The organism is Allobranchiibius huperziae (assembly GCF_013410455.1).
Classification (GTDB): domain Bacteria; phylum Actinomycetota; class Actinomycetes; order Actinomycetales; family Dermatophilaceae; genus Allobranchiibius; species Allobranchiibius huperziae.
Window position 1 is genome coordinate 37491 of record NZ_JACCFW010000001.1, and the last position, 24307, is coordinate 61797.

The window sequence follows — 24307 nt, forward strand, 5'->3', positions numbered from 1 at the left end:
GTTGACAGATCAGCCGTGCGGCTCTAGTTGGGCCATGATCTGACGGCTAGCCGCCGGCGCTGAACGTTGTGCTGTATTCGTAACCCATAGTGTCCACCATGTAGGCCCTTGATCTCCACAGCGTGTCGCGGTAGAGCGCCGGAACCCTGCCGTCGCTCAGGTATGCGACAAAATAGCCGTGGTCGCCGTTGCTGTTGCACCCCTTCGACGAATAGCGCACGAGACGCAGATGCGGTGAGGCAATGACCTTGTTCAAGACGTTCTGCTGAGCCTTGTCGCATTGCGCGACGGACACTGACGTAGGTTCCGGGACGCGATGCACGTAGAGCTTCACGTTTTCCGAGTCGAACTGGGTCGACGTATCATTCGAGGTTTCGATCGCTTTGATTCGCGCAGCCGTGTTGACGAGCCGGTCCAGTTTGTTGATGGGCTTAGTCGCCGTGTAAGCGATGACGTAGGACCACCGGCCGTCAGACGTGGGGTAACACAGGTGGAGCGCGTCTGTGCCCAGCTCGCCATTCGGCATGTATTGCGCAGATAGGGGTGCCGCGCCTGGCGTCGCATTCACCTGCGCAAGTTCCCATCGAGCGTGCGGTGCGCAGGCGGAGTAACTCTGGAAGGCGGCGAGATGAGTCGACCCATGAATATAGAAATTTGATGCGTTTGCTGCACTGGCTGGTGTTGCCAGAGCAATTGATCCGCTACAGACAAGCGCGCAGGAACCGATGATACCGGCCGCCCGAAGGGGCTGTGGGACTGCCATTCCTTTTCCTCCTGGTTCGATGAAGATCACTGCGCCCTCGCGAGCTCATGTCGGGTGTGTCTGGGTGCCATAGCGTCCTCAGGTGCCCCGAAAAAGAAGGACCCCCGCTGGTGCTCGCAGCCACACGAGCGCGCCGACGAAACGCTACGAAACATCACTCTCTGAATCTCCCCCGTGGACCAACCCGCGATGACTCTATAGGTGTGGCATCGCGCGGATCCGGAACTGAGACATGTTTCTACAACCCGGAGGGTTGGCCGCGGCCCATTGAGGCGGGTACACCCACGTGCGGCGCCGGAATGGGTGTGCATCCAGCGATCGGTCGCCGGGCTCGCGTGAGAGATCAACTCGAGGGGTCTGGTTCTCAGGACGCCGACCCCTCGAGCATCCGCGGCACCGAACGCGCATAGCTCGCAACGCCGGTGCTAGCGGCTGAACGGCCAATCCGCCGGGTGGGCGAGCGGCACCGCGACCGCCTGGACATCGTCCAGGTAGACGACGCGGCCGGGGTGCGTGGTACGCAGCTCCACCCACGGCACGTCATAACGGTCGAGGAGCTCGAGGTATTCGCCGGTCATCTCCAGCAGGTGAGTGGCCGTCGCCTTGAACCACGCACGCGCGCCGGGGAACCGGTCGAGGTCGTAGCACCCGCTGCCGGTCAGGGAAGGGTCGGCGTACGCAGCGCTCGCTCGCGCGTTCGCCGACCGCAGCCACTCGGCGTCGTGGGAGCGCAGCAGGTGTTCCTTGGCTAGCCCGTTGGCCATGGCGAAGACCCCGGGGAAGCGCCCGTGCCGGTTGGGTGCCGCGCTCTGGAAGCGGATGTAGTTCTCCACCGTGGCAGCGTATGAACTGCAGATGGATCCTCCATCCGTCACGCACCCGGATCATGCAATGAGTCGCCCGGAGAGTACGGCTGGCGGCGTCATCCGCGGCGTCAACCGTCGGGCCAGATCACTCTTCCAGCTCACGTCGTCCCGCGACATGATGAAGTCATGAACGGTCGAGCGAACCACGGTGCGGGCGGTTCGGATCCCGCGCTGGCTGATCCGATGGCCGGGGAACTCGTCACGGAGACCTTCGGGTACGGCGGAGGGCGGCAGGTCACGGTGTACGTGCCGCCGGATCCGCCCGAAGCGGTGGTGTTCGCCGGCGATGGGCAGCTGATCTCGCAGTGGGGCGGGTATCTCGAGGCGGCCGACGTGCCGCCCGTCATGATCGTCGGCGCGCATCGAACGGACGACGAGGACGAGATGGCGCGCATCCGTGAGTACTCGCCGCCCTTCGACGAGCAGCGGTTCGCGGCGCACGAGAAATTCTTCGTGCAGGACATCCGTCGGTGGGTGCGGTCGCGCTTCGGCATCACGATGCCGGCCGAGCGGACCGCCGTGTGCGGTGTGTCTGCGAGTGGCGAGTTCTCGATCGCCATGGGGCTTCGTCGCCCGGATGCCTACGGTGCGGTGTTCTCCGCGTCCCCGGGAGGCGGCTACCGCCCGCCCGACGTGATGCCGCCTGTGTTGCCACGCACCTACCTCGTCGCCGGGACGCGGGAGCCGTTCTTCCGTGACAACGCGATCCGATGGGCGGACGCGTTGCGTGATGCCGGTGCGGACGTCGTGATGGTCGAGCGGGTCGGCGGACACGGCGACCCCTTCTGGGCGGCCGAGTTCCCCCGGATGGTTGCGTGGGCGTTCGGACCCTGACGCGTTCGATTCCGCGGCACTAGGTGGTGGAGCGTTACACCCGCTCCTCGGGAGATGCCCGGCGCCGTCCCAGACGGAAACCGATGCCGGCGGCAAGGACCATCAGCCCGATGACGGCGACGGCACAGCCGACGATCTGCCATCGGGTCACGATCGACGCCGACCCGTCCCACCAGGAACCACTCGTGCCAAGTCGCCCACCGGAGCCGTCGTCCAGCGGCGCGTAGGCGAACCAACCGAAGTCGCTTGGGCCGGCCTGAGACGACAGCGCCAGGGCAATGCCACCGCCCACCAGCACGAGGCCGAGGACCCACCACGCACGACGCATCATGTGGTGAAGTATCGGCCTTCCGGCGGAGGTGCACAGCGATCAATGGGAAACCCGGAGCCGTCCCGCGCAGCAATGACTGTGCGACCCCACCTATCGCTGATGATCCGTTGCACCACGCGGGCGTACCGGCCTTCGTCCGCGATATCGCGTCGACCGGGTTCAGCGGAGGTTGGTCGAGCCGCGCGTCGGAGGTACGTCGCGGCGCAGCAGCGGCAGGGCGCGTGCGCTGACGACTGTCGCGAGGACGACGACGGAGGTCGAGCGGCGTACCGCCTCGGACTGCCCGAGCACGAGCAGTGACTGCTGCAGGTCGTCGTTCGACGCGGCGGCTTCGAGGTGGGCTAGTCGGGTCCGGGGGCAACGGCGCCGTCTGATTCGCCTCGCGCTCCTGCTGCCAGCTCGCCTACCTCGAGCAACCGCGGACGGGTCATAGTCGGAGTTGTCCACGATGACGTCAGCGAAGCCTACGGTCGCCGTAGCAACGCTGGGTGCTCGATGCGCTGGCCTTCGGCGTCGAGGTGAAGGTGTCACGTACGACCGAGCAGTACCAGTGGCGTCACCGTCGCGCCGAATCCGAGAGTCAGGACGACCAACAGCACCGCGAGCAGATCCACCGGGACATCCGCGAAGACCAAGGCGACGACAAGACCTGCACCTGCGAGCCCGCACAGAACGCCGAGCGTGACCATCACCAGGGCGGTCCACCCGAGTCGCGGTCTCAGGATCATCTCGTCTATCAGGACTGTCTTCAGGTCGTCCGGACATTTCCGTGATGCGACGCCTGCGACATGCGCAGTCGGCGGGTTTCAGCGAGCCGCGCGGCGGTTAGAGGTCACCCTCGAGGAACTGGGCCCGACCCGACCCGAAGGACCAGTCGGCCGCAGTGTTGGCCGACACCGTGACGATCAGGTCCTCGGGACGCACACCCGCTTGGGCCTCGAGCCGATCGGCCAGGGCGCGGTAGAGCGCCTTCTTCTGGTCCTCGTCGCGCCCTTGTTGGGTGACCTGGATGATCACCACGCCGTCCGTGCGCTCGAAGCCGAGTCCGGTGTCCTCGGCGATGATGCGTCCCGGCTTGTGTTCGTGAATCACCTGGTAGCGGTCACGCTCGGGTGCGGCGAAGACATCCAGCATGACCTGTTGGACGCAGTCGGCGAGCGCCCTGACCTCGGCGTCGGTACGTCCCTCTATGAGATCTATGCGTACCAGGGGCATGAAGATTCCTTCGGTGGTGACGACGAACCGGCGTGGTGAGCGAGCGCAGCCCGTGAGAGGCAGCAATCCGAGACGGCACCGGCCGCGCTCGCGCGATCCGGCTTACGTGTCGGTGAGACGAAGTGTCGCGTAGGTGACCGCGCCGAAGACGAGGTGCGGGACCGCGTCCGCGGCCCAGTCCGCACCCTTCCATTCGGCAGGGTCGCTGATTCCGAACAACTTCAGCGGGACGTCGGACATCGCCATCGCCGCGGCCGAGATCAGCACGATCGCGGCCGTTGCCGGCAGTGATCGGCCGCGGCTGCGCAGCGCGCGATGAACCGTCTCGGCAATCCCGCCGACGACCACGCCCACGCCCGTGCCGGACAGCGGGCCGAGTCCGGCAAGCCGGTTGGCCCGCTGGTCACCCGTTCCGGGGATGGCGACGCCGGCGCTGCCCGCCGCCGCCTCCATCAGATCCTCGGGTGCCGAACTCGTGCCTCGTCCGCGAACAGCCATGTCCAAGTAGGTCGTTGCGTTAAGTGCGGTCGTGCCTGCCGCCCCGGCGATCGCGCCGCGGAGGAACCCGTTCGTCATGATGTGCTCCTCTTCCGCCGTCGGTGATGATCAGAGTCGTGAGCCGGCAGGTGTCGTCGTGGCCGGGTCAGGCCAGGCCGAGCTGGGTCATGAGGCCGAGCTCGTCGCTGCTGCCCCACCGTTCGACGAGCTTGCCGTCGGCGAACTTGCTGATCTGAACCCCGCGCACCTGGAACGCTTTGCCGGTGGCGTCGTGGCCCTGGAACGGACCGTTGTGGGTGCCGGTCAGGGTGTAGGCGAACGCCACCTGGTCGTCGTCGGCGACCAGGGTCTCGACCTCGACGTGCAGATCGGGGAACGCGGTCCGCATGTCGGTGAACATCGCCTTGAAGCCCTCGGGGCCGGTGCCCTGGCCGGGTGCGGGGTCATGGTCGACGGCATCGGGCGCGACGAGCTGGTCGAACGCGTTCAGATTGCCGGTGTTGACCGCCTCGCCAAAGGCTTCCTGCGAGGCGATGTTGGTCTTCTTGTCGAACACGTGAGTGTCTCCTTGGTGTTGATGCCATGTGGTCCGGGCGCGTCCGCTACGGCTGCGTTCTGTTCGCTGGAGCGGAGGAGCATCTCGCCGACTGCGACCCGGTCGGGCTAGGGGGCGGCGTCGAGGATTACCGCCGTCATGACAGTACCCACCAGCGCCTTCATCGAACCGCGGTCCTTCTGCCCACGTCTTTTCGGCTGCCGCGTTGCTGCCGTAGTCGTCGAGCCGGGGCCCGCTGACGGTGACCAGCGCGCCGGGACTCGAGCGGGGTAACGTCCTGGACGTGACGTTGAATCATGTTCGACGCGGAAGCGGCGCCCCGTTGTTGCTCGTGCACGGTCTGGGCGCCGGAGGGCAGTCCTGGGCCCCGATCCTCGACGAATTGGCCGAGCACCGTGAGGTCATCGCCGTCGATCTACCGGGGTTCGGAGAGACGCCACCGCTGACCGGCGAGGTGTCGATCGCCACCCTTACCGACTCCGTTGCGGACTTCATCCGCGAGCAAGGGCTGGACGGGATCTCCACCGTCGGCCAGTCCATGGGCGGCCGACTGGTGCTGGAGCTCGCGCGGCGCGGAGTCGGCGGCGACACCGTGGCGTTGGACCCGGGCGGCTTCTGGAGCGACCGCGAGGTCGCTGTCTTCGGCGCCACGCTGCGGCCGTCGATCGCGCTGGTCCGAGTGCTGCGGGGCAGGCTGCCATCACTGCTCGGCAGCTCTGCAGGAAGGACTCTTCTGCTGGCGCAATTGTCGGCTCGGCCATGGGCGCTCTCGCCCGAGACCGTGCTGCCGGACGTGCGCGGGTTGGCCGACTCCCCGTCGACCGGTGCCGCCCTGGACGCCCTGATCAAGGGGCCCAAGCAACAAGGCGCCCCGGCGGGCACCGTGCCCGGTCGGGTCACGATCGGGTGGGGGCGCCGTGATCTGGTGACCCTGCCGAGCCAGGCCGCACGCGCTACGGAACTGTTCCCCGACGCCGTGCTGCACTGGTTCGAACGGTGCGGTCACTTCCCACAATGGGACGCGCCCCACGAAGCGGTCCGACTGATTCTCGACAGCACCGATTGAGGTCGGTTCCTCTGCCCGGCCGCCGACAGCACCTTTCGGTTCAGGTCCTGCGCGAACCGATCCGATAGCCGGCCAGGTCGTCACGGAGACCTTCGGGTACGACGGAGGGCGGCAGGTCACGGTGTATCTGCCGCCGGATCCGCCCGAGGCGGTGGTGTTCGCCGGTGACGGGCAGTTGATCTCGCAGTGGGGCGGATATCTCGAGGCGGCCGATGTGCGGCCCACCATGATTGTCGGCGCGCACCGTACGGCCGATGAGGACGAGATGGTGCGCATCCGTGAGTACTCGCCGCCATTCGACGAGCGGCGGTTCGCGGCGCACGAGAGGGTCTTCGTCGACGAAATCCGCCGGTGGGTACGGTCGCGCTTCGGCGTTGCGACACCGGCCGATCGCACCGCTGTGAGCGGCGTGTCTGCGAGTGGCGAGTTCTCTATCGCCATGGGGCTGCGTAACCCGGATGTCTACGGTGCGGTGTTCTCCGCTTCCCCGGGCGCCGGCTACCGCCCGCCCGACGTGATGCCGCCTGTGTTGCCACGCACCTACCTCGTCGCCGGGACACGAGAGCCGTTCTTCCGTGACAACGCGATCCGATGGGCGGACGCGCTGCGGGAGGCCGGTGCGGGCGTCGTGATGGTCGAGCGGGTCGGCGGACATGGCGACCCCTTCTGGGCCGAGGAGTTGCCCCGGATGGTGGCGTGGGCGTTCGGATCCTGAGCCCGCATGAACGAATCCGGCGTCAGCGGGCTGTCGGTGTCGTACGCGTCGGCGGTACGTCGCGGCGCAGCAGCGGCAGGGCGCGTGCGCTGACGATCGTCGCGAGGACGACGACGGAGGTCGAGCGTCGTACCGCCTCGGACTGGCCGAGCACGAGCAGTGACTGCTGCAGGTCGTCGTTCGACGCGGCGGCGAGGCGCACCACGACGTCGCCGGTGCCGGTCGTCGAGTACGCCTCCAACACGCCGGGCATCTCCTGCAGCAGCGCTGCCACCGTGTCGAGGTCGCCCTGGGCGATCTCCAGGGTCACCATCGCCTGCACCGGATAGCCGGCCGCGACCACGTCGAGCTGCGGGCCGTACCCGGTGACGACCCCCGACGCGCGCAGCTTGTCCATCCTGGCGCCGACGGTGGCGCGAGTGACCCCGACCATCCTGGACAGCTCCAGCACGCCGATGCGCGGATGCTCGGTCAGCAGCTCCAGCAGGGTGACGTCGAGGTCGTCCAGGAGCGGGCGGGCATCCGGGTGCGCATTCTGCATAGTGAGAGTATGTGAGCAGCGCGCCGATTGCGCAATCGAGACAGCCGAGAGAGCCTGACTTGCGCACCGACGGTGACGGGCGGTGGAATGGCTGTGACCTGCCACACAGCACGAACCGCATGGAGGCGCGATGACGATCCAGGACACCCTCACCGACCAGGAGCAGTTGGCCGGGCTCAGCCACGAGCAGCTCGAGAAGCTCGTCGGGTTGGTGGACTACGACGCGTCCGCCGACAACTTCCCCATCGTGGGATGGGATGCGCTGGTGTGGGTGGTCGGCAACGCCACCGCGACGGCGCAGCTGATGCAGGTCGTCTACGGCATGGAGTTGGTCGCCTATGCGGGGCCGGAGACAGGGGAACGGTCCAAGACGTCCTTCGTACTGCGTTCGGGCGCGGCGCGTTTCGTGATCGAGGGGTCCGTGCGACCGGGCGGGCCTCTCGTCGATCACCACGCCAAGCACGGTGACGGCATCAGCGACATCGCCCTGCAGGTCACCGACGTCGACCGTTGCATCGAGCACGCGCGCAAGGTCGGCGCGACCATCCTGGAGGAGCCGCACGACCTCACCGACGAGCACGGCACGGTGCGCATGGCGTCCATCGCGGCGTACGGCGACACCCGCCACACGCTGGTGGACCGGTCGGCGTACAAGGGCGTCTACCTGCCCGGCTACGTCGAGCGCACCACCCAGGTCGTGCACCCGAAGGGCTCGCCCAAGCGCCTGTTCCAGGCGGTCGACCACGTGGTCGGCAACGTGGAGCTCGGCGCGATGGACGAGTGGGTCGACTACTACAACCGCGTCATGGGCTTCACCAACATGGCCGAGTTCATCGGCGAGGACATCGCCACCGACTACTCGGCGCTGATGTCGAAGGTCGTCGCCAGCGGCAACCACCGGGTCAAGTTCCCCCTCAACGAGCCTGCCCCTGGCAAGCGCAAGAGCCAGATCGATGAGTTCCTGGAGTTCTACGACGGCGCGGGTGCGCAGCACATCGCGCTCGCCACCAACGACATCCTGCAGACCGTCGACGTGCTGAGCGCACGAGGCGTGCAGTTCCTCGCGACCCCCGACACCTACTACGAGGACGCCGAGCTGCGCGAGCGGATCGGGCAGGTGCGGGTGCCGATCGAGGAGCTGCAGAAGCGCGGCATCCTCGTGGACCGCGACGAGGACGGCTACCTGCTGCAGATCTTCACCCGCCCGCTCGGCGACCGCCCTACGGTGTTCTTCGAGCTCATCGAGCGGCACGGGTCGCTCGGCTTCGGCAAGGGCAACTTCAAGGCGCTCTTCGAGGCCATCGAGCGCGAGCAGGAACTACGCGGCAACGCCTGATCGCCCGCGGACCGGAGGAGACATGGCCCACTACCGCGCGGCGGGCTCGATCCCGCCCAAGCGCCACACCCAGCACCGGGCACCCGACGGGAGCCTCTACCGCGAGGAGTTGATGGGCGAGGAGGGGTTCAGCTCCGACTCGAGCCTGCTCTACCACGCGGGAGTGCCGTCGTCCCTGGTCGACGTGCGTGCCTGGGAGCTGCCGGATCAGAGCACGACGCCCAACCAGCCGCTGCTGCCCCGGCACCTGAAGCTGCATGACCTCTTCCCCGGTGACGGCTGGCGGTCATTGGACGCGGTGACCGGTCGCCGGCTGGTGCTCGGCAACGGCGACGTCCGGATCAGCTACGCCGTGGTGGGGAAGACCTCTCCGCTCTACCGCAACGCGGTCGGCGACGAGTGCGTGTTCGTCGAGGCCGGCACCGCCGTGGTGGAGACGGTGTTCGGCGACCTCACGGTCGGACCGGGCGACTACGTGCTGCTCCCGCGGTCGACCACCCACCGGTGGGTGCCGACCGGTGACGGCCCGCTGCGGCTGTACGCGATCGAGGCGAACGGGCACATCGGTCCGCCGAAGCGGTATCTGTCGAAGTTCGGTCAGTTCCTGGAGCACTCGCCCTACTGCGAGCGCGACCTGCGTCCGCCGACCGAGCCCCGGGTCGTGGAGGAGACCGACGTCGAGGTCTACCTCAAGCACCGCGGCGACGGTCCGGGCGGGCTGGCGGGCACCGTGCACGTCGTACCCCAGCACCCGTTCGACGTGGTCGGCTGGGACGGCTGCCTCTACCCGTACGCGTTCAACGTCGCCGACTTCGAGCCGATCACCGGTCGGGTGCACCAGCCGCCGCCGGTGCACCAGGTCTTCGAAGGCTCGGGGTTCGTGATCTGCAACTTCGTGCCGCGCAAGGTCGACTACCACCCGCTGTCGATCCCGGTGCCGTACTACCACTCCAACGTCGACAGCGACGAGATCATGTTCTACGTCGACGGCGACTACGAGGCCCGCAAGGGCAGCGGCATCGGCAAGGGTTCGATCAGCGTGCACCCGGGCGGGCACAGCCACGGCCCGCAGCCGAGCGCCATCGAGGGCAGCCTCGGCGTCGAGTACTTCGACGAGTTGGCCGTCATGGTTGACACCTTCCGGCCGCTCGCGCTCGGCGAGGGCGGCACCGCATCCGACGACGGCGCGTACGCGTGGTCCTGGTCCGGGCGCGGACCCAGGGGATGACGTCCTTCGGTCTGCGCACTCTGCCGTACGGCTCTTTCAGCACCGCCCAGGACCCTCGACCGCGGGTCGGCGTAGCAGTCGCGAATCAGGTGCTCGATGTGAGCGCGGCGTCGGCCCAGCTGTTGCCGGCGTACGCCGAGGTCTTCGCGTCGGGCACGCTCGACGCGTTGCTCGCGGGCGGGCCGGACGTCTGGGCGACGGTGCGGTCCGCGGTCGAGAGCTGGGTGCACGACGCACGTGCGCGGGCGGTCCTGCACGCGCACTTCCACGCGGCCGACGCCGTGCGGATGCTGGCGCCGTTCACGGTCGCCGACTACGTCGACTTCTATGCCAGCGAGCCGCACGCGACCGCTGTCGGGCGCATCTTCCGCCCGGACGGCGATGCCCTCACCCCGAACTGGAAGCACCTGCCGATCGGCTACCACGGGCGGGCGGGCACCGTCGTGCCGTCAGGCACCCCGATCGTGCGGCCGCGCGGGCAGCGGCGTACGCCGGAGGGTGAGGTGGTCTTCGGGCCCTCGACCCGCCTGGACATCGAGGCGGAGGTGGGCTTCGTCGTCGGCACGCCGTCGACGCTGGGGGAGCCCGTCGGGCTCGACGATTTCGACCAGCACGTCTTCGGGATCGTGCTGGTCAACGACTGGTCTGCCCGCGACCTGCAGGCTTGGGAGTACGTGCCGCTCGGGCCGTTCCTCGGCAAGTCGTTCGCGACGTCCATCTCGCCGTGGGTCGTCCCGCTGGCCGCGCTGGAGCACGCCCGCGTCGCCCCGCCCGTGCGCGACGTGCCGCTGCTGCCCTACCTCGAGGACGGCGGCATGCCGCCGTGGGGTCTGGACCTGCAACTGCAGGTGCGGCTGAACGGCGAGGTCATCAGCGAGCCGCCGTATGCCGGGATGTACTGGACGCCCGCGCAGATGCTCGCGCACCTCAGCGTCAACGGCGCATCGATACGCAGCGGCGACCTCTACGCGTCCGGCACGGTGAGCGGCCCGAGGCAGAAGCAGGCCGGGTCGATGCTGGAGCTCTCGAACGGCGGCCGCGAGCCGTTCCCGTTGCAGGACGGGACGACGCGCTCGTTCCTGCAGGACGGCGACGAGGTCGTGATCAGCGCGACCGCGCCGGGCGCGGAAGGCACCCGCATCTCACTGGGCGAGGTCCGCGGCGTCGTGCACCCCAGCCGGCCGTCGACGTAACGCGCCATCCCGGTGGCGGGCCGTGTCGGGTCCGTTCAGAGCGCGCGGCGCTGGGCGACCAGCGGGCACAGGAACGGGTCGGACCCGCGGACGCCGACGGTGTTGAGGTGCCCGACGACCTGCCGGTACGCCGTCCACAGATCGGTCTGGGTGTAGGGGATGCCCTCGGCGGCGCAGTGCGCGGCCACCAGCGGCTGGATCTTGCGCAGGTGCGGGCGGGCGATCGAGGGGAAGAGGTGGTGCTCGATCTGGTAGTTCAACCCACCCATCGCGATCGAGACCGCGGGCCCGCCCCGGATGTTGCGGCTGACCAGCACCTGACGCTGCAGGAAGTCCAGCTTCAGCCGGGCGGACACCAGCGGCATCCCGATGTGGTTCGGCGCGAACGAGGCGCCCATGTAGACACCGAAGACGGCCAGCTGCAGCGCCAGGCAGGCGAGCGCCTTACCGGGCGACAGCACCCAGAAGAACAGCGCGGGCAGCACGGGCAGGCGCACCGCCAGGAACGCCACCTCCATCCAGCGTCGTTCGATCTTCTCGCGGGAGGCCACCCGGCGGATGCCGCTCCAGTGCAGGGACAGCCCCTCGAGCAGGGTGAGGGGGAAGAAGTACCAGCCCTGGTGGTCGAGCAGCCAGCGCACCGCACGAGGGCGCGGGCGGGTGGCCGCCTCGGGAGTGAGGGCCAGCGCGCCGATGGCCAGATCGGGGTCGTAGCCCTCCTTGTTGGGGTTGGCGTGGTGCCGGTTGTGCTTGCCGCGCCACCAGCCGTGGCTGATCCCAACGAGCAGGTCGGCCACGATGAGACTGACCCAGTCGTTCCACCGGCCCGACTTGAAGATCTGCCGGTGCGCCGCGTCGTGGCCGAGGAAGGCGATCTGGGTGAGGATCACGGCCAGCACGGCGGCCCAGGCCAGCTGCCACCAGCTGTCGCCGGTCCAGATGAACGCGGCGACCCATCCGGCCAGCACGAGCACAGCGCCGACCAGCTTGCTCCAGTAGTAGCCGTACCGGCGGCGCATCAGCCCCAGATCGGTGACCTGGCGGGCCAGCGCGGTGAACGAGCTGGTGGGGTTCGCGCTCGCGGCCCTGGGCGGGGGCAACGTGCTGGCGCTGGTGGGTGTGCCGGCCATGGTCGTGACTTTCCGGGGCCGGCTGGGAGCGCGGCGACCCTTGCGTAAAGCCATGTCGGGCCGGTGTCGCTGGGTTCAGCGAGGGAGATGGCGACCGTAGAGGACCACGCAGATCGTGCTGTGATGACAGGGAGATCCGGGTCCGGGGAGGCGCCCACTGAGCATCGATCCTACCCGAATGAGAGCTGCGTCACGTACGGCGGTCGGCGCCCTCACGGGAGCCGGAATATCGTTCGCGCGGGCGGCGATTGCGATGACACCGTCGTCGTACGACGAGTGAGCCCACGGCCGGCGTGCGGGGCACGCACACTGGCGGGAGCGGTCAGATCGCGAGGTAGCGACCGGGGCGGTGGTTGATCGCCAGCACCAGGTTGAGCAGCACAGCGCCCGCGACGGACAGCGCCACGATGTGCGCGGGCACGACGGTCAGCGCGAGCAGGATGATGCACAGGTCGGAGGTCATCTGCACCCATCCGGCCTGCACACCGAAGCGCTCCTGCACGATCAGCGCGACCGTGTTGAGACCGCCGACGCTGGAGTCGTGCCGGAAGAGGATGAGCATCCCGATGCCGGCCAGCAGGTTGCCGAGCAGCACGGCGTACACCGGGTTCAGGTGCGAGGTCGAGATGGCGTACGGCTGCAGGGCCGTCAGTGCCGACACGGCGGCGACGGCGATCAGGGTGCGCGCGGTGAAGCTGCGACCCTTCTTGAAGTAGGCCAGCACCAGGAAGGGCAGGTTGACCACGAAGTAGACGCCGCCGAACGCCAGGTGGGTGGCGTAGCTGAGCAGCAGGGCGATCCCGGCCGTGCCGCCGGTCACCGCATGCCCCGACCTCAGCAGGCAGAGCCCGAGCGACACCACGATCGCACCGGTGGCCATCCCGAAGACGTCCTCGAACGCCGTGTGCGGCTGCCCGACGGCAGCCTGCGGTTCCGCCCGCGCGGGTGCGGTGGTCGGGGCGGGCGGGGTGGCGGTCAGCACGCCGGTCACGTCAGGTCTCCTACACACTGGCCGACCACGCAGGTCGTGGCCGCGATTCGGCAGAGTCGCAGCTCCGACCGGCGCAGCCGGCAGAAAAACAAGGGGGGTGATGCGCACACGATGAGGCACCCACGGCACGCCGCGCAACTCGGCGCGTTCGCCCATGTTCGTGGGTGAGGATGGCGGCATGACGAGCGAGCGGCGGGGTGCCCGCGCGACGATCGCCGCACTGTGGCGTGGGCCACTCCAGGTGCCGGCCACTCCCTACCCACCCCGCACGCTGGTGACCGAGACGGCGTACCTGCTGCTGCTCAGTCTGGGGGCCTCGGCGATCTACTCGATCCTGTCGATCATCAAGTCCTTGCAGAGCACCGTGTCGCTCGGTCACCAGACCTCGACGCTCAACGCCTCGCAGGCGCAGCAGTCCTGGCTCGACCTCGCCTACCAGGTCGTCGGCATCGGCCTCGGCGTCGTGCCGGCACTGCTCGCGATCCACCTCATCGGGCGCGAGATACGTTCCGGCAGAGCGTATTTCGGTCTGGACCGCACCCGACTGCCTAGCGATCTCGGACTGGGTGCGCTGCTCGCCGCCTGCATCGGCATCCCCGGCCTGGTGCTGTACGTCGTGGCGCGCGACCTCGGTGCCAACACCACCGTGGTCGCTTCGGCACTGGGCGAGCACTGGTGGACCGTGCCGGTCCTGATCGCCTCGGCCATCCAGAACGCGGTGCTCGAGGAAGTGGTGATGGTGGGCTATCTCTTCACCCGGTGGACCCAGGCCGGCGGGCGGCTGTGGGTCGTCGTGGTGGGCTCCGCACTGATCCGCGGCAGCTACCACCTCTACCAGGGCTTCGGGGGTTTCGTCGGCAACATCGTGATGGGTCTCATACTCGGCACCGTCTATCTGAGGACCCGTCGGGTACTGCCGCTGATCATCACCCACTCCATCCTGGATATCGTCTCGTTCGTGGGTTATTCGTTGCTGCACGACCACATCGGCTGGCTCCGGTGACGGCGGGCACTGCTTTCCAGGAACTCGTCGCCGACGGCGTCACCGCGAGTGTCGACGGAGTGAGCATGCTCCCGGAGACCTCCCTGACGGTGCGGCCGGGGGAGAACGTCGTCATCACCGGCCCCAACGGCGCCGGCAAGACGACGTTCCTGCGCATCCTGACGGGCAACATGCTGCCGACCGCGGGCACGATCACCCTGGACGGCACCCGCGTCGACGAGCGGGACCGCACCATCCGCCGGGTCATCGCGCCGCTCATCGGGCCGATCGCGGGCTACCGCGACCTCACCGTGGGCGACCACCTGATCCTGGTCGACCAGACCTGGGGCGGCGACCGCGCCGGGGCCGCCGAACGCATCATCGCGATCCTCGAACGCCTCGACATCTACGACTTCCGGGACCGCTACCTGTCCCAGCTGTCTTCCGGGCAGCGCCAGCTGGTGGAGTTGTCGATCGTGCTGCTGCGACCGAGCGCGCTGTTGGTGCTCGACGAACCCGAGCAGCGCCTGGACACCGGTCGGCGCGAGCTGTTGTCGGACGTGCTGCGCGAGCGGGTCGATGCCGCGTCCTCCGTCGTCTGGGTGTGCCACGACCAGGAGCTGGCCGAGCGCACCGCGACCCGCATCGAACGCTTCCCCCAGCACTCGTGAGCGTCTCGCCGCAGGCACCGACCGACGACCACCGGCTCGCCGAGGCCTACCACCTGCGCTACCGCGGCGAGGGGACCCAGCTGCGCTCGGCGCTCTTCACGGCGTACGTCGTGGGGCTCTTCGGCATCGTCTACGGCGTGCTGGCCTCGCACTACGTCTTCCAGACCTGGCCCGTCGCCCGGCACCGGGTGCAGGACCATCCGCTGCTGTGCGCCCTGGCCGCCGTCCTGCTGGTCGCGGTGGTCGCGCTGCTCGCGGGACGTGCCGGCAGGCGCCGCGGTCCGGTGGTGCCGGAGCCCGGACACCTGGAGTTCGTGAGCGCGACCGACCTGCCGCGCGCCCTCACCCTGCGCGACGCCTGGCGCAGCACCTGCGTCGTGGTGGCGGCCGGCCTGCTCGGGCTGGGCATCGCCGTCCCCGGTGGTCTTGTGATGGCCGGAGGCTCCGCGTGGGAGCTCGTCTTCGGCGTCCTGCTGGCCCTGGTCGGTGCCCCCGCGCTGCTCTACGCCTGGCTGCGCGGCGAGGCCGCGGGCCACGCCGGCGGTCCGTCGGTGGCCGCCCTGCTCGACTCGCTGCCGATGAGCCTGCTGCGCACCCAGTCTCTGATGAGCGACAGCGTCAGCTCGGCACTGGTCGCGGGGGACACCCGACGGGCCCGCGCCCAGGCGTTCAACCTGCGGCTGCGGCACACCCCCTTGCGGATCAAGCCGCTCGGGCGGTGGGGTACGACGATCGGCGCGGACGTCGCCGGCCTGCTGCGGCTCGGCTGGGTGTCACTGGGCTGGCTCATCGTGCAGATCGCCGCGGTGGCGCTCGCCTCGATCGCGCCGGTGGTGCACAGCCGCTCGCCCCTCGTACTCCCGGTGGTCCTCGTTCTCGCGCACCTCACCACGTCGGGTCTGACCCGAGGTCTGCAGCACCACGCCGGCACCGCCGGCGAGCCGTCCATCCTCGGCATCACGTGGCAGGCCGAGACCGTGCTCCACCTCGCGCCGGTCGCGGTCCTGCAGTTCGTGGTCGCGTTGGTGACGGCGGTGGTCACCGGAGTGGCCGCACCGCTCGCGCTGGCCCACGCGGCCGCGGTCATGGTCGCGCTGGTGGCCGGCCAGCTCCTCTACGTGCACAAGGGGCCACCGCCGCTGGCGCTGATGGGCACTGGCGGGGGCCGCGGCATCGGCTTGCTGTGGGTCGCGCACCCGACGATCGCGGTCGCGGTGGTCGCCGTTGCCGGTGTCCTCGGTCCGTCGGAGGCGCTGCTCGCGGCACTCCTGCTCACCTCGCTCGCGTGGTCGCGGACCTCGTCGCAGTTCGCGCCGGCACACCCGCGCTGAGCGGACCGTCCACGGACGGTGCGGATCCCAGCGTGTCGGTCCCGCGGAACGGGCTCGGGCTGGATAGCGGATCTATAAGCTGAGCCGATGACGACTGTCGACGACACCGGCGCCCGGCTGCTGATGGCCGTCGCCCGCCTCAATCGCTGGGCGACGCGGCACGCGGACTTCGACACGCCGCCTGCTCAGGCACGGCTGCTGTCGCTGGTGGAGGAGATAGGTCCCGCGCGGATCGGCGACCTCGCCGCCGCCGACCACTGCAGCCAGCCGACCATGACCACCCAGGTGCAGCGCGTCGAGGCGGCCGGGTGGGTGCGGCGGCGTTCGGATCCGGGCGACGCGCGGGTGGCGCTGATCGATGTCACCCCTGCCGGCCGGGCCGTCCTCAACAAGGTGCGGACCGCGCGCCGGGCCACCCTCGCTCCGGTCTTCGACACGCTGTCGGACTCCGAGCGCGAGTCGGTGGCGAGAGCCACCGCGCTCATCGAGCGCATCATCGCCAGGTCGGAGGAGAAAGCGGACTGACCCGCCGGCGGGGTTGCCTGGCGTCTGTTCGCGAGCTAACGTATAGGAAAACTATGCACTTGACGAGGACGGCGATGCACGCGAAATCTCCCGAGACCGGCGACTCCGGCATGTTCCACCAGCCCAAGGCGGTCTACGCGGTCGCCTTCGCATGCGTCGTGTCGTTCATGGGCATCGGGCTGGTCGACCCGATCCTGCCGGCCATCTCCAGCCAGCTGCACGCCACTCCGAGCCAGACGACGCTGCTCTTCACGAGCTACCTGGTCGTCACCGCCGTCGCGATGCTCGTCACCAATGCGGTCTCCAGCGCCATCGGGGCGAAGAAGACCCTCATCGCCGGCCTGTCGCTGATCGTGGTCTTCGCTGCGCTCGCGGGGTCCGCCGGATCCATCGGCGGGATCGTGGGCTTCCGGGCCGGGTGGGGACTCGGCAACGCGCTCTTCATCGCCACCTCCCTGGCCGTCATCGTCTCCTCCGCCACGGGTGGGTTCGCAGGCGCGATCATCCTCTACGAGACCGCGCTCGGCGTCGGTATCGCGGTGGGCCCGCTGCTCGGCGGTCTCCTCGGCACGGTGAGCTGGCGCGGTCCGTTCTTCGGCGTCTCGGTGCTGATGGCGATCGCGCTGGTGGCGACCGTGCTCTTCCTGCCAGCCACCCCCAAACCGGAACACCGCACCTCGATCATGGCGCCGCTGGCGGCCCTGCGGCACCGAGGTCTGCTGACGATGGGCCTGGCCGCACTCTTCTACAACTGGGCGTTCTTCACGATGCTCGGCTACGCGCCGTTCCCGATGCATCTGTCCGCGATCAAGCTCGGGCTGGTCTTCTTCGCCTGGGGCATCCTGGTGGCCCTCTTCGCTGTCTTCGGCGCCCCCAATCTGCAGCGGCGCTTCGGCACCGCGCCCACCCTCTACGTCGCCCTCGGACTCTTCGCGGTCGACCTCGCGATCATCGCGATCTGGCCCACCAACCGCACCGTCCTGATCGCGACCGTCGTCGCCGCAGGCATCTTCATCGGCATCAACAACACCCTCACCACCCAGGCCGTGATGGTCATCTCGCCGGTCGAGCGCCCGGTCGCCTCCGCGGCGTACGGATTCGTCCGCTTCATCGGCGGCGGCCTGGCCCCGTTCGCCGCGGGCAAGCTCGTCGAGCACTACAACCTGCACCTCCCGTTCGCGCTCGCAGCCGTGTCCGCGGTGATCGCCGCGGTGCTGCTGTCCACCGCGCACCGCACCCTGGCGGCGGCCGATCGCGGCATGGACGAGGACGGGCACCGCCACGCTGGCGACGACGCGGGGGTCGCGGGTGAGGTCGGCGACGAGCTCGGCGGCGCCGCGGCCGCGGTGGACGATTTCGAGCGGGAGCACGACCAGAGCACGATCCGCGGCTGAACCGCGTTCGCACCGGGAGTACCGGCGCGCTCGATGCAGCGCGCCGGTACTCCTGATCAGCGCGAATCCCCCTCCCGAACGGCCTCGCCGGCGCGTATCGTCGAACGGTTCCTTGGCCGTCGAGCACCGTCGGAGGACACCATGGCCGATCAGGACACCGCCCAGACCGTCGACCGGACCCGTGCGCCGGAGGCAGCGCCCCCGGTCGTGGGGCGCGCCGAGTTCGACACCGCGCTCGCCGAGCAGGTCGCCCTGGAGAAAGAGGTCACCCGGCACGACGACCGGGTGTCCGCAGCGCGCCGGCGGCTGCCGATGGTGCAGGTCGAGGACTACGTGTTCGCCGGGCGCTGCGGCCCGGTGCGCCTGGTGGAATTGTTCGGCGACCGCTATCTGCTCCTGGTGCAGAACGTGATGTTCGACCCCGGGTGGGAGCAGGGCTGTCCCAGTTGCACGTGGGCCGTCGACAACCTGCCCGCGAACATGGGCCGGCTGGCCGACGAGGGCATCTCCTTCGCGATGGTGTCGCAGGCGCCGATCGAGAAGCTCCAGGCGTGGGCGAAGGAGCGCGGCTGGGATCACCGGTGGGTCTCGTCGTACAAGACGAGCTACCACTACGACTGGGGCTGGACCCGGACCGACGACTCCGGCAGGGAAGGTCAGTTGCCCGGATACTCCTACTACCTGCTGCGCCACGGTGTCCCGTACCTCACCTACATGACCACCGCCCGCGGCACCGAGGCGATCCTGCCGGTCGCGCACATCATGGACCGCACGTGCTACGGCCGTCAGCAGGACTGGGAGGACAGCCCCACCGGCTGGCCGCAGGAGCCGACGTACGGCTGAGGCTCGGGGCTCGGTGCTTGTTCTCCCTCGCCCGTCGGACCTGATCGTTACTGTCGTGCTCGAGGCGTGCCCGCCGGTCCGCCGTCATCGCCGGTCGGAGGAGTCGACGTGCCCGAGTTACCCGAGGTGCAAGGTCTGACCGACTTCCTGCGCGCCCGTGTGGTCGACCTCGCGATGACCGGTGTCGAGGTCGGGTCGTTCAGCGTGATGAAGACCTTCGACCCGCCGCCGCAGGCGTTGCAGGGTCTGCTCGTGACCGGGGTGGAGCGGCACGGCAAGTTCATCGACATCGACGCCGACGGGATCCACCTGATCTTTCACCTGGCGAGAGCCGGCTGGCTGCGCTGGTCCGAGCAGTCGCCGGCCACGATGCTGCGGCCGGGCAAGTCCCCGATCGCGCTGCGGGTGCGGTTCTCCGACGGCGCGGGGTTCGACCTCACGGAGGCCGGCACCCAGAAGCGGCTCGCCGCGTACGTCGTGCGCTCGCCGCAGGACGTGCCCGGCATCGCCTCGCTCGGCCCGGACCCGTTGCACGAGTCCTTCACCCGTGACGTGTTCGCCGGGATCCTGGAGGGTCGCCGCACCCAGATCAAGGGCCTGCTGCGCGACCAGTCCGTCATCGCCGGGGTCGGCAACGCCTACTCCGACGAGGTGCTGCACGCGGCCAAGCTCTCGCCGTACGCCGTCGCCGGTTCGCTGTCGGACGAGCAGGTCTCAGTGCTCTACGACGCGCTGGAGCAGATCCTGCGCGGTGCGGTGGCGACGGCGTCCGGCAAGCCGGCGAAGGACCTGAAGGATGCCAAACGCGCGGGCATGCGGGTGCACGGACGCACCGGCGAGGCCTGCCCGGTCTGCGGAGACGTCGTCCGCGAGGTGTCGTTCGCGGATCGGTCGATGCAGTACTGCGCCACGTGCCAGACCGGGGGAAAGGTGCTGGCTGATCGCCGGATGTCGCGACTGCTCAAGTAATCGGCTCGGCCGGGCACGCGGGCAGCCGTGCGCCACTAATGTCATGGTCCCGATCCGATGGAGGACTCATGAATCCGAACGTGCGCAGTGGACTCATTGCCGGCGTCATAGCCGGCGTGATCTATGCGGTCATCGCCATCGCGACCGGCACGGGCGTCGGGGCGGCCATCGGCGTCGGGCTCATCTTCTTCGTGGTGGTGGCCGTCATCACCTTCGTGGTCGCCACCGTGATCGGCAAGACGGTGGCCAAGAACCGCACCTGACCCGCACGCCGGCCGGGCATGATCCGGCTCAGATGACGCGCGGTTCCCCGGAGTCGGCGGTCAGCGGCTTGCCGGCCGACGCCCAGGCGCGCATGCCGCCGTCGACGTTGGCGACGTCGAATCCCTGCTGGCTCAGCCACGCGACCGCCTGTGAGGAGCGGCCGCCAGATCGGCAGATGACCGGAAGCGTGGTGTCGTCCGGAGGCAGGTCGTCCAGATGGGTGGGCAGGTCGCCGAGCGGGATGTGCACCGCGCCCGGCGCATGACCCGCGTCCCACTCGTCCTGCTCGCGGACATCGAGGACGACCGCGTCGTCGGGCAGCTGCTGCGGGGTGGTCGATTCACTCATCCTGCGATTGTCCCGTATCCCGGCAGCGGTGCACCCGGCACAGGGCGTCATACCCTGCGCTGGTGAAGGTCATGTCCATCCAGTCCTCCGTCGCCTACGGCTATGCCGGCAACAGCTCTGCCGTCTTCACGCTGCAGCGCCTCGGGCACGAGGTCTGGCCGGTGCATACCGTGCACTTCTCCAACCACACCGGGTACGGCGAGTGGCGCGGCATCGTCCTCGAGCCGCAGACGGTCGGCGACGTCATCACCGGCATAGAGGAACGCGGCGTGCTGCCCGAGTGCGACGCCGTGCTGTCGGGCTACCAGGGCGCGCCGCCCGTGGGCGAGATCGTCCTGGACGCGGTGGCCAGGGTGAAGTCGGCCAACCCGGCGGCCGTGTACTGCGCCGATCCGGTGATGGGTGACGTGGGCCGTGGGTTCTACGTGCAGGCGGGGATCCCGGAGTTCATGCGCGACCGGATCGTGCCGACCGCGGACATCGTCACCCCGAACCAGTTCGAGCTGGAGTACCTCACCGGCAGCTCGATCCGCTCGGTGGCCGATCTGCTCGCGGCTGTCGAGGCGCTACGACGGCAGGGTCCCGACACGGTCCTGGTCACCTCGGTGCAGACCGACCAGACGCCGGCCGACTCGGTGCAGATGGTGGCGGTGAGCCGTGAGGGGGCGTTCCAGGTGACCACACCGCTGATGCCTCTGCACGTGAGCGGGTGCGGTGACGCGACCGCCGCGATCTTCCTGGCGCGGGTGATGACCGAGGGGGTGGCGCACGCGCTGGCCACCACGGCCGACTCGGTCTTCGCGATCATCGAGGCGACGCACGCGGCGGGCACTCGCGAGCTCCAGTTGATCAGCGCCCAGGACGAGATCGCACACCCCCGTGGACGATTCGAGGCTCGGCCGGTCTGAGATTCCCCGGCCCGGGTTCCAGAAAACCAACCGGAATACCCTGCGCACCGTCTAATGTGTGTGGTACGGGACCTCCCCGTCACACGGGTACGAGGCGCGGGTCGCACTCGAGCCCGACATCCTTCATGTCACAGGGGACATCATGACTGCTATCGATCGACGGACTCTGCTTGCCACGACCATCGGTTCCTCCGCATTCGCGATCGTCGGCGGGGCGATGCTCGCGGCCCCCGCGGACGCGGCGACCACGACCCGGCCGGTGCTCAAGATGGGGTCCACCGGCAGCTGGGTGCTGTCGGCGCAGCACGCCATGTGGAACGCCGGCTACTGGTGCGGCCCCATGGACGGCCAGTTCGGGTTCGTGGTGCAGCAGGCGGTGTGGGCCGTGCAGAAGGCCAACGCCATCCCCACCACCGGCGAGATCGACGCCCCCACGTGGACCGCGATCGACAGCCAGCACCGTGCGTGGCCGCGCTACGCCGGCAACCACATCGAGATCGACAAGACCCGCCAGTTGCTGATGGTGGCACGCGGCGGACGCAGCGCGATCACGTTGAACACCTCCACCGGCTCCGGCCGCACGTTCGAGTACGAGGGGCACCCGGCGATCGCGCGCACCCCGTCCGGGAACTTCAAGATCTACCGCAAGACGACGACGGGCTGGGTCTACGGCCCGCTCGGCGGGTTGTACAAGCCCTACTACTTCGTCGGCGGCATCGCCGTGCACGGTTCGCCGAGCATCCCGCCCTACCCCGACTCGCACGGGTGCTGCCGGGTGTCGACGGCCGCGCAGGACTACCTCATCTCCGGCGGCGGTCTGCAGATGAGCGAGTTGGTCTACGTCTACTGACGCAGGGGAAGCCCGTCGAGGCGACGGGTCATCGCCACGTCGTCGCGGTCGCCGAAACTGAAGCGCAGCCCACCGGGCACCCGGCCGGTCTCGACGTAGCCGCAGCGCTGGTAGAAGGCACCCAGACCGGTGCCTCCGCGGTAGTCGATCTGCACCAGTTCGCATCCCTGCGACCGGGCGTGCGCGTGCAGCGCTCCCATCAGCAGGCATCCCAGATTCGCTCCACGCTGCTCCGGATCGGTCATCACCCGCATGAGCGAGCACCGGTGCCGCACCGCGACATGCGTCGGCTGCACCACGAATCCGAACCCCAGCAGCTGTCCGGTCGGGGACGGATCGTCTCGTCCCAGGGACGTCGGGGCGTGCAGTCGCACAAGGGTGGTGCCCGCGTCCGCGAGGTGCCGCTCGAGAGCGTCGGCCACTGCTTCGCGCGGTGCGTGGGCTTCGAACCCGACCGCCCCACCGCTGTCGTTGACCCGGCACCACAGGTCGAGCAGCTCGTCGTACGCCGGGTCGCCGGCGGTGACCGGCCCCACCCGAGCGAGGGGCGAACGCAGCAGCCTCGGCGCGGGCTGGTCCTTCGGGTCCTGCGGTGCTCGCCGCGCGCCGACGTCCAGGAGTCCGGCGGCCCGCGCGACCTTCACCGACGGCGCATTCGTCGGTGCGATGCGGGCCAGCACCGGGCGGTCCGGCCACCACTCGGCGGCGTACGCCGTGCCGGCCGCGGCGATCTCGCGGGCCAGACCCTGCCCGCGCGCTGAGGGATCCAGTCGGTAGTAGAGGTTGAGGTGGTCGCGCCCCTCGAACGTCAGCGGATCGACCCCGCCGATGCCGACGGGGACGCCGTCCCGCTCCGCGATCCAGTAGCCGACGCCGACGCTGCTCCACCGATCCGCCCATGACCGGAGCCGACCGGCCGCGGTCGCGGCATCAGGGTAGGGCTGTTCGTACATCAGCTCGTATCCGCGAGGATCGGTGTGCCAGGCCAGGACCCGCTGATCGCACGCGTCGTCCTCCGTCATCGGTCGCAGCATGAGGCGCGCGGTGGTGACGGTGCTGGGCGCGGGACCGATCGGCATACGGGCACCGTAACCACGGGGTGCGACATCGTCGCGGCGACCGCCGACGGGTGTCGGCGACATGGGTGACAATCGTCAGGCACAGTTCACGACGGCCGGCACCACCGATGGACGGCTGCCACGGGAAGGCTCCCTCTCATGACCACGACGACCACTCAGATCGCCGCGCGCGCCGTCGACCTGGTGAAGACGTACGGCAGCGGCAGCACCACGGTGCAGGCGCTGAACGCCGTCAACGTCGAGCTCGTGCGGGGCGAGTTCACCGCGATCATGGGGCCATCCGGCTCGGGCAAGTCGACGCTCATGCACTGCCTGGCCGGTCTCGACTCGGTCTCGTCCGGTTCGGTGAGCATCGGCGACGCGGAGCTGTCGGGGCTGTCGGACAACAAGATGACCGCACTGCGGCGCGACCGGATCGGTTTCGTCTTCCAGTCCTTCAACCTCGTGCCGACGCTGACCGCCCTGGAGAACATCACGCTGCCGATGGACCTTGCCGGTCGGAAACCGGACAAGGAGTGGCTCGACAACGTCATCGACACCCTCGGCATCCGCGACCGTCTCGGGCACCGCCCGAGTGAGTTGTCCGGTGGTCAGCAGCAGCGGGTGGCGTGCGCGCGAGCGCTCGCCTCCCAGCCCGACATCGTCTTCGGCGACGAGCCGACCGGCAACCTGGACTCCCGCTCCTCCGCGGAGGTGCTCGGGATCCTGCGCAGCTCCGTCGACCGGCTCGGGCAGACGGTCGTAGTCGTCACCCACGACCCGCGCGCCGCGGCGTACGCCGATCGCGTGCTCTTCCTCGCCGACGGCGACATCGTCAACGAGATGCGCGACCCCACCGAGGCGCGGGTGCTGGACCTGATGAAGACGATGGAGGACTGAC

30 protein-coding genes are annotated in these 24307 nt (G+C 69.1%); 18 read left to right on the forward strand and 12 right to left on the reverse strand.

Translation table 11 applies throughout. The annotated features are described in order from the left end of the window. Nucleotides 1-46: 46 nt before the first annotated feature. Complete coding sequence (locus HNR15_RS00200) at nt 47-793, reverse strand: hypothetical protein (RefSeq protein WP_179478097.1); 747 nt, start codon at nt 791-793, stop codon at nt 47-49. Nucleotides 794-1188: 395 nt separating this feature from the next. Then, entirely contained in the window at nt 1189-1596 is a 408-nt protein-coding gene (locus HNR15_RS00205; RefSeq protein ID WP_179478099.1) for a hypothetical protein, read from the reverse strand. A 159-nt stretch (nt 1597-1755) separates the two neighbouring features. On the opposite strand from HNR15_RS00205, the gene HNR15_RS00210 reads away from it, so the two are divergent. Beyond that, on the forward strand, nt 1756-2463 hold the full coding sequence (locus tag HNR15_RS00210) for an alpha/beta hydrolase (RefSeq protein ID WP_179478101.1): 708 nt from the start codon (nt 1756-1758) through the stop codon (nt 2461-2463). 34 nt (nt 2464-2497) lie between these two features. Here the strand turns inward: HNR15_RS00210 and HNR15_RS00215 are convergent, their stop codons facing one another. Together HNR15_RS00215 and HNR15_RS18505 are read right to left on the reverse strand one after the other, a co-directional pair. Continuing rightward, nucleotides 2498-2794, reverse strand: a complete 297-nt coding sequence (locus tag HNR15_RS00215; protein ID WP_179478103.1) for a hypothetical protein — start codon at nt 2792-2794, stop codon at nt 2498-2500. Nucleotides 2795-2953: 159 nt separating this feature from the next. Next, nucleotides 2954-3085 carry a hypothetical protein gene (locus HNR15_RS18505; protein WP_281373799.1) on the reverse strand — a complete coding sequence of 44 codons (132 nt, stop codon included), beginning with the start codon at nt 3083-3085 and terminating at the stop codon, nt 2954-2956. Nucleotides 3086-3282: 197 nt separating this feature from the next. Between HNR15_RS18505 and HNR15_RS00220 the strand changes: the two genes are divergently transcribed. Beyond that, entirely contained in the window at nt 3283-3567 is a 285-nt protein-coding gene (locus tag HNR15_RS00220) for a hypothetical protein (RefSeq protein ID WP_179478105.1), read from the forward strand. A 52-nt stretch (nt 3568-3619) separates the two neighbouring features. Here the strand turns inward: HNR15_RS00220 and HNR15_RS00225 are convergent, their stop codons facing one another. The 3 genes from HNR15_RS00225 to HNR15_RS18705 form a co-directional block, all read right to left on the reverse strand. Beyond that, a complete protein-coding gene (locus HNR15_RS00225; RefSeq protein ID WP_179478107.1) occupies nt 3620-4009 on the reverse strand; it encodes a tautomerase family protein in 390 nt (129 codons plus the stop codon). Between the two features lie 102 nt (nt 4010-4111). Beyond that, nucleotides 4112-4585 (reverse strand): hypothetical protein, encoded by a 474-nt coding sequence (locus HNR15_RS00230; protein WP_179478109.1) that lies wholly within the window; start codon nt 4583-4585, stop codon nt 4112-4114. 67 nt (nt 4586-4652) lie between these two features. After that, complete coding sequence (locus HNR15_RS18705; RefSeq protein WP_179478111.1) at nt 4653-5063, reverse strand: ester cyclase; 411 nt, start codon at nt 5061-5063, stop codon at nt 4653-4655. A 283-nt stretch (nt 5064-5346) separates the two neighbouring features. Between HNR15_RS18705 and HNR15_RS00240 the strand changes: the two genes are divergently transcribed. Together HNR15_RS00240 and HNR15_RS00245 are read left to right on the forward strand one after the other, a co-directional pair. Further along, entirely contained in the window at nt 5347-6129 is a 783-nt protein-coding gene (locus tag HNR15_RS00240; RefSeq protein WP_179478113.1) for an alpha/beta fold hydrolase, read from the forward strand. 121 nt (nt 6130-6250) lie between these two features. Next, nucleotides 6251-6844, forward strand: a complete 594-nt coding sequence (locus HNR15_RS00245) for an alpha/beta hydrolase (protein WP_343048342.1) — start codon at nt 6251-6253, stop codon at nt 6842-6844. Between the two features lie 22 nt (nt 6845-6866). Here HNR15_RS00245 and HNR15_RS00250 read toward each other — a convergent pair whose 3' ends face one another. After that, nucleotides 6867-7385, reverse strand: a complete 519-nt coding sequence (locus HNR15_RS00250) for an Lrp/AsnC family transcriptional regulator (protein ID WP_179478115.1) — start codon at nt 7383-7385, stop codon at nt 6867-6869. Between the two features lie 130 nt (nt 7386-7515). Here HNR15_RS00250 and hppD point away from each other — a divergent pair, with 130 nt between their 5' ends. The 3 genes from hppD to fahA are packed head-to-tail and all read left to right on the forward strand — an operon-like array spanning nt 7516 to nt 11142. Beyond that, nucleotides 7516-8721 (forward strand): 4-hydroxyphenylpyruvate dioxygenase, encoded by a 1206-nt coding sequence (hppD, locus tag HNR15_RS00255; protein WP_179478117.1) that lies wholly within the window; start codon nt 7516-7518, stop codon nt 8719-8721. Between the two features lie 22 nt (nt 8722-8743). Then, nucleotides 8744-9949, forward strand: coding sequence for a homogentisate 1,2-dioxygenase (locus HNR15_RS00260; RefSeq protein WP_179478119.1), 1206 nt, complete (start codon nt 8744-8746; stop codon nt 9947-9949). Beyond that, a complete protein-coding gene (gene fahA / locus HNR15_RS00265; protein WP_179478121.1) occupies nt 9946-11142 on the forward strand; it encodes a fumarylacetoacetase in 1197 nt (398 codons plus the stop codon). Before HNR15_RS00260 ends, fahA begins: the two co-directional genes overlap by 4 nt. A 35-nt stretch (nt 11143-11177) precedes the next feature. On the opposite strand, the gene HNR15_RS00270 is transcribed toward fahA, so the two are convergent. Both HNR15_RS00270 and HNR15_RS00275 read right to left on the reverse strand, forming a co-directional pair. Beyond that, nucleotides 11178-12272: a fatty acid desaturase family protein gene (locus HNR15_RS00270; RefSeq protein ID WP_179478123.1), complete on the reverse strand. Its 1095-nt coding sequence runs from the start codon at nt 12270-12272 to the stop codon at nt 11178-11180. A 322-nt stretch (nt 12273-12594) separates the two neighbouring features. Next, a complete protein-coding gene (locus HNR15_RS00275; RefSeq protein ID WP_343048343.1) occupies nt 12595-13263 on the reverse strand; it encodes a YitT family protein in 669 nt (222 codons plus the stop codon). Between the two features lie 178 nt (nt 13264-13441). Here HNR15_RS00275 and HNR15_RS00280 point away from each other — a divergent pair, with 178 nt between their 5' ends. The 8 genes from HNR15_RS00280 to HNR15_RS00315 all read left to right on the forward strand — a co-directional run bounded on the left by HNR15_RS00280 (nt 13442) and on the right by HNR15_RS00315 (nt 20241). Beyond that, nucleotides 13442-14266 (forward strand): CPBP family intramembrane glutamic endopeptidase, encoded by an 825-nt coding sequence (locus tag HNR15_RS00280; protein WP_179478127.1) that lies wholly within the window; start codon nt 13442-13444, stop codon nt 14264-14266. Further along, complete coding sequence (locus HNR15_RS00285) at nt 14263-14916, forward strand: ABC transporter ATP-binding protein (RefSeq protein ID WP_233764857.1); 654 nt, start codon at nt 14263-14265, stop codon at nt 14914-14916. The genes HNR15_RS00280 and HNR15_RS00285 overlap by 4 nt, the downstream gene beginning before the upstream one ends. Beyond that, nucleotides 14913-16247, forward strand: a complete 1335-nt coding sequence (locus tag HNR15_RS00290; protein WP_179478129.1) for a hypothetical protein — start codon at nt 14913-14915, stop codon at nt 16245-16247. Before HNR15_RS00285 ends, HNR15_RS00290 begins: the two co-directional genes overlap by 4 nt. A gap of 87 nt (nt 16248-16334) precedes the next feature. Next, a complete protein-coding gene (locus HNR15_RS00295) occupies nt 16335-16772 on the forward strand; it encodes a MarR family winged helix-turn-helix transcriptional regulator (protein WP_179478131.1) in 438 nt (145 codons plus the stop codon). Between the two features lie 74 nt (nt 16773-16846). Then, a complete protein-coding gene (locus HNR15_RS00300; RefSeq protein ID WP_179478133.1) occupies nt 16847-18166 on the forward strand; it encodes an MFS transporter in 1320 nt (439 codons plus the stop codon). A gap of 141 nt (nt 18167-18307) precedes the next feature. After that, entirely contained in the window at nt 18308-19009 is a 702-nt protein-coding gene (locus HNR15_RS00305; protein ID WP_179478135.1) for a DUF899 family protein, read from the forward strand. 108 nt (nt 19010-19117) lie between these two features. Further along, entirely contained in the window at nt 19118-19978 is an 861-nt protein-coding gene (locus HNR15_RS00310) for an Fpg/Nei family DNA glycosylase (protein WP_179478137.1), read from the forward strand. A 68-nt stretch (nt 19979-20046) separates the two neighbouring features. Next, entirely contained in the window at nt 20047-20241 is a 195-nt protein-coding gene (locus tag HNR15_RS00315) for a hypothetical protein (protein ID WP_179478139.1), read from the forward strand. Between the two features lie 28 nt (nt 20242-20269). Here HNR15_RS00315 and HNR15_RS00320 read toward each other — a convergent pair whose 3' ends face one another. Next, nucleotides 20270-20590, reverse strand: a complete 321-nt coding sequence (locus tag HNR15_RS00320; RefSeq protein ID WP_179478141.1) for a rhodanese-like domain-containing protein — start codon at nt 20588-20590, stop codon at nt 20270-20272. Between the two features lie 62 nt (nt 20591-20652). Between HNR15_RS00320 and pdxY the strand changes: the two genes are divergently transcribed. Continuing rightward, nucleotides 20653-21498, forward strand: a complete 846-nt coding sequence (gene pdxY / locus HNR15_RS00325; RefSeq protein ID WP_179478143.1) for a pyridoxal kinase PdxY — start codon at nt 20653-20655, stop codon at nt 21496-21498. Between the two features lie 142 nt (nt 21499-21640). Next, on the forward strand, nt 21641-22348 hold the full coding sequence (locus tag HNR15_RS00330; RefSeq protein ID WP_179478145.1) for a L,D-transpeptidase family protein: 708 nt from the start codon (nt 21641-21643) through the stop codon (nt 22346-22348). Here the strand turns inward: HNR15_RS00330 and HNR15_RS00335 are convergent. Beyond that, complete coding sequence (locus HNR15_RS00335; RefSeq protein ID WP_179478147.1) at nt 22342-23427, reverse strand: GNAT family N-acetyltransferase; 1086 nt, start codon at nt 23425-23427, stop codon at nt 22342-22344. The genes HNR15_RS00330 and HNR15_RS00335 overlap by 7 nt on opposite strands. A 138-nt stretch (nt 23428-23565) precedes the next feature. Here HNR15_RS00335 and HNR15_RS00340 point away from each other — a divergent pair, with 138 nt between their 5' ends. Further along, the gene (locus tag HNR15_RS00340; RefSeq protein WP_179478149.1) at nt 23566-24306 is read left to right on the forward strand and encodes an ABC transporter ATP-binding protein; all 741 of its coding nucleotides are present in this window, start codon (nt 23566-23568) and stop codon (nt 24304-24306) included. The last annotated feature ends 1 nt before the right edge of the window (nt 24307 follow it).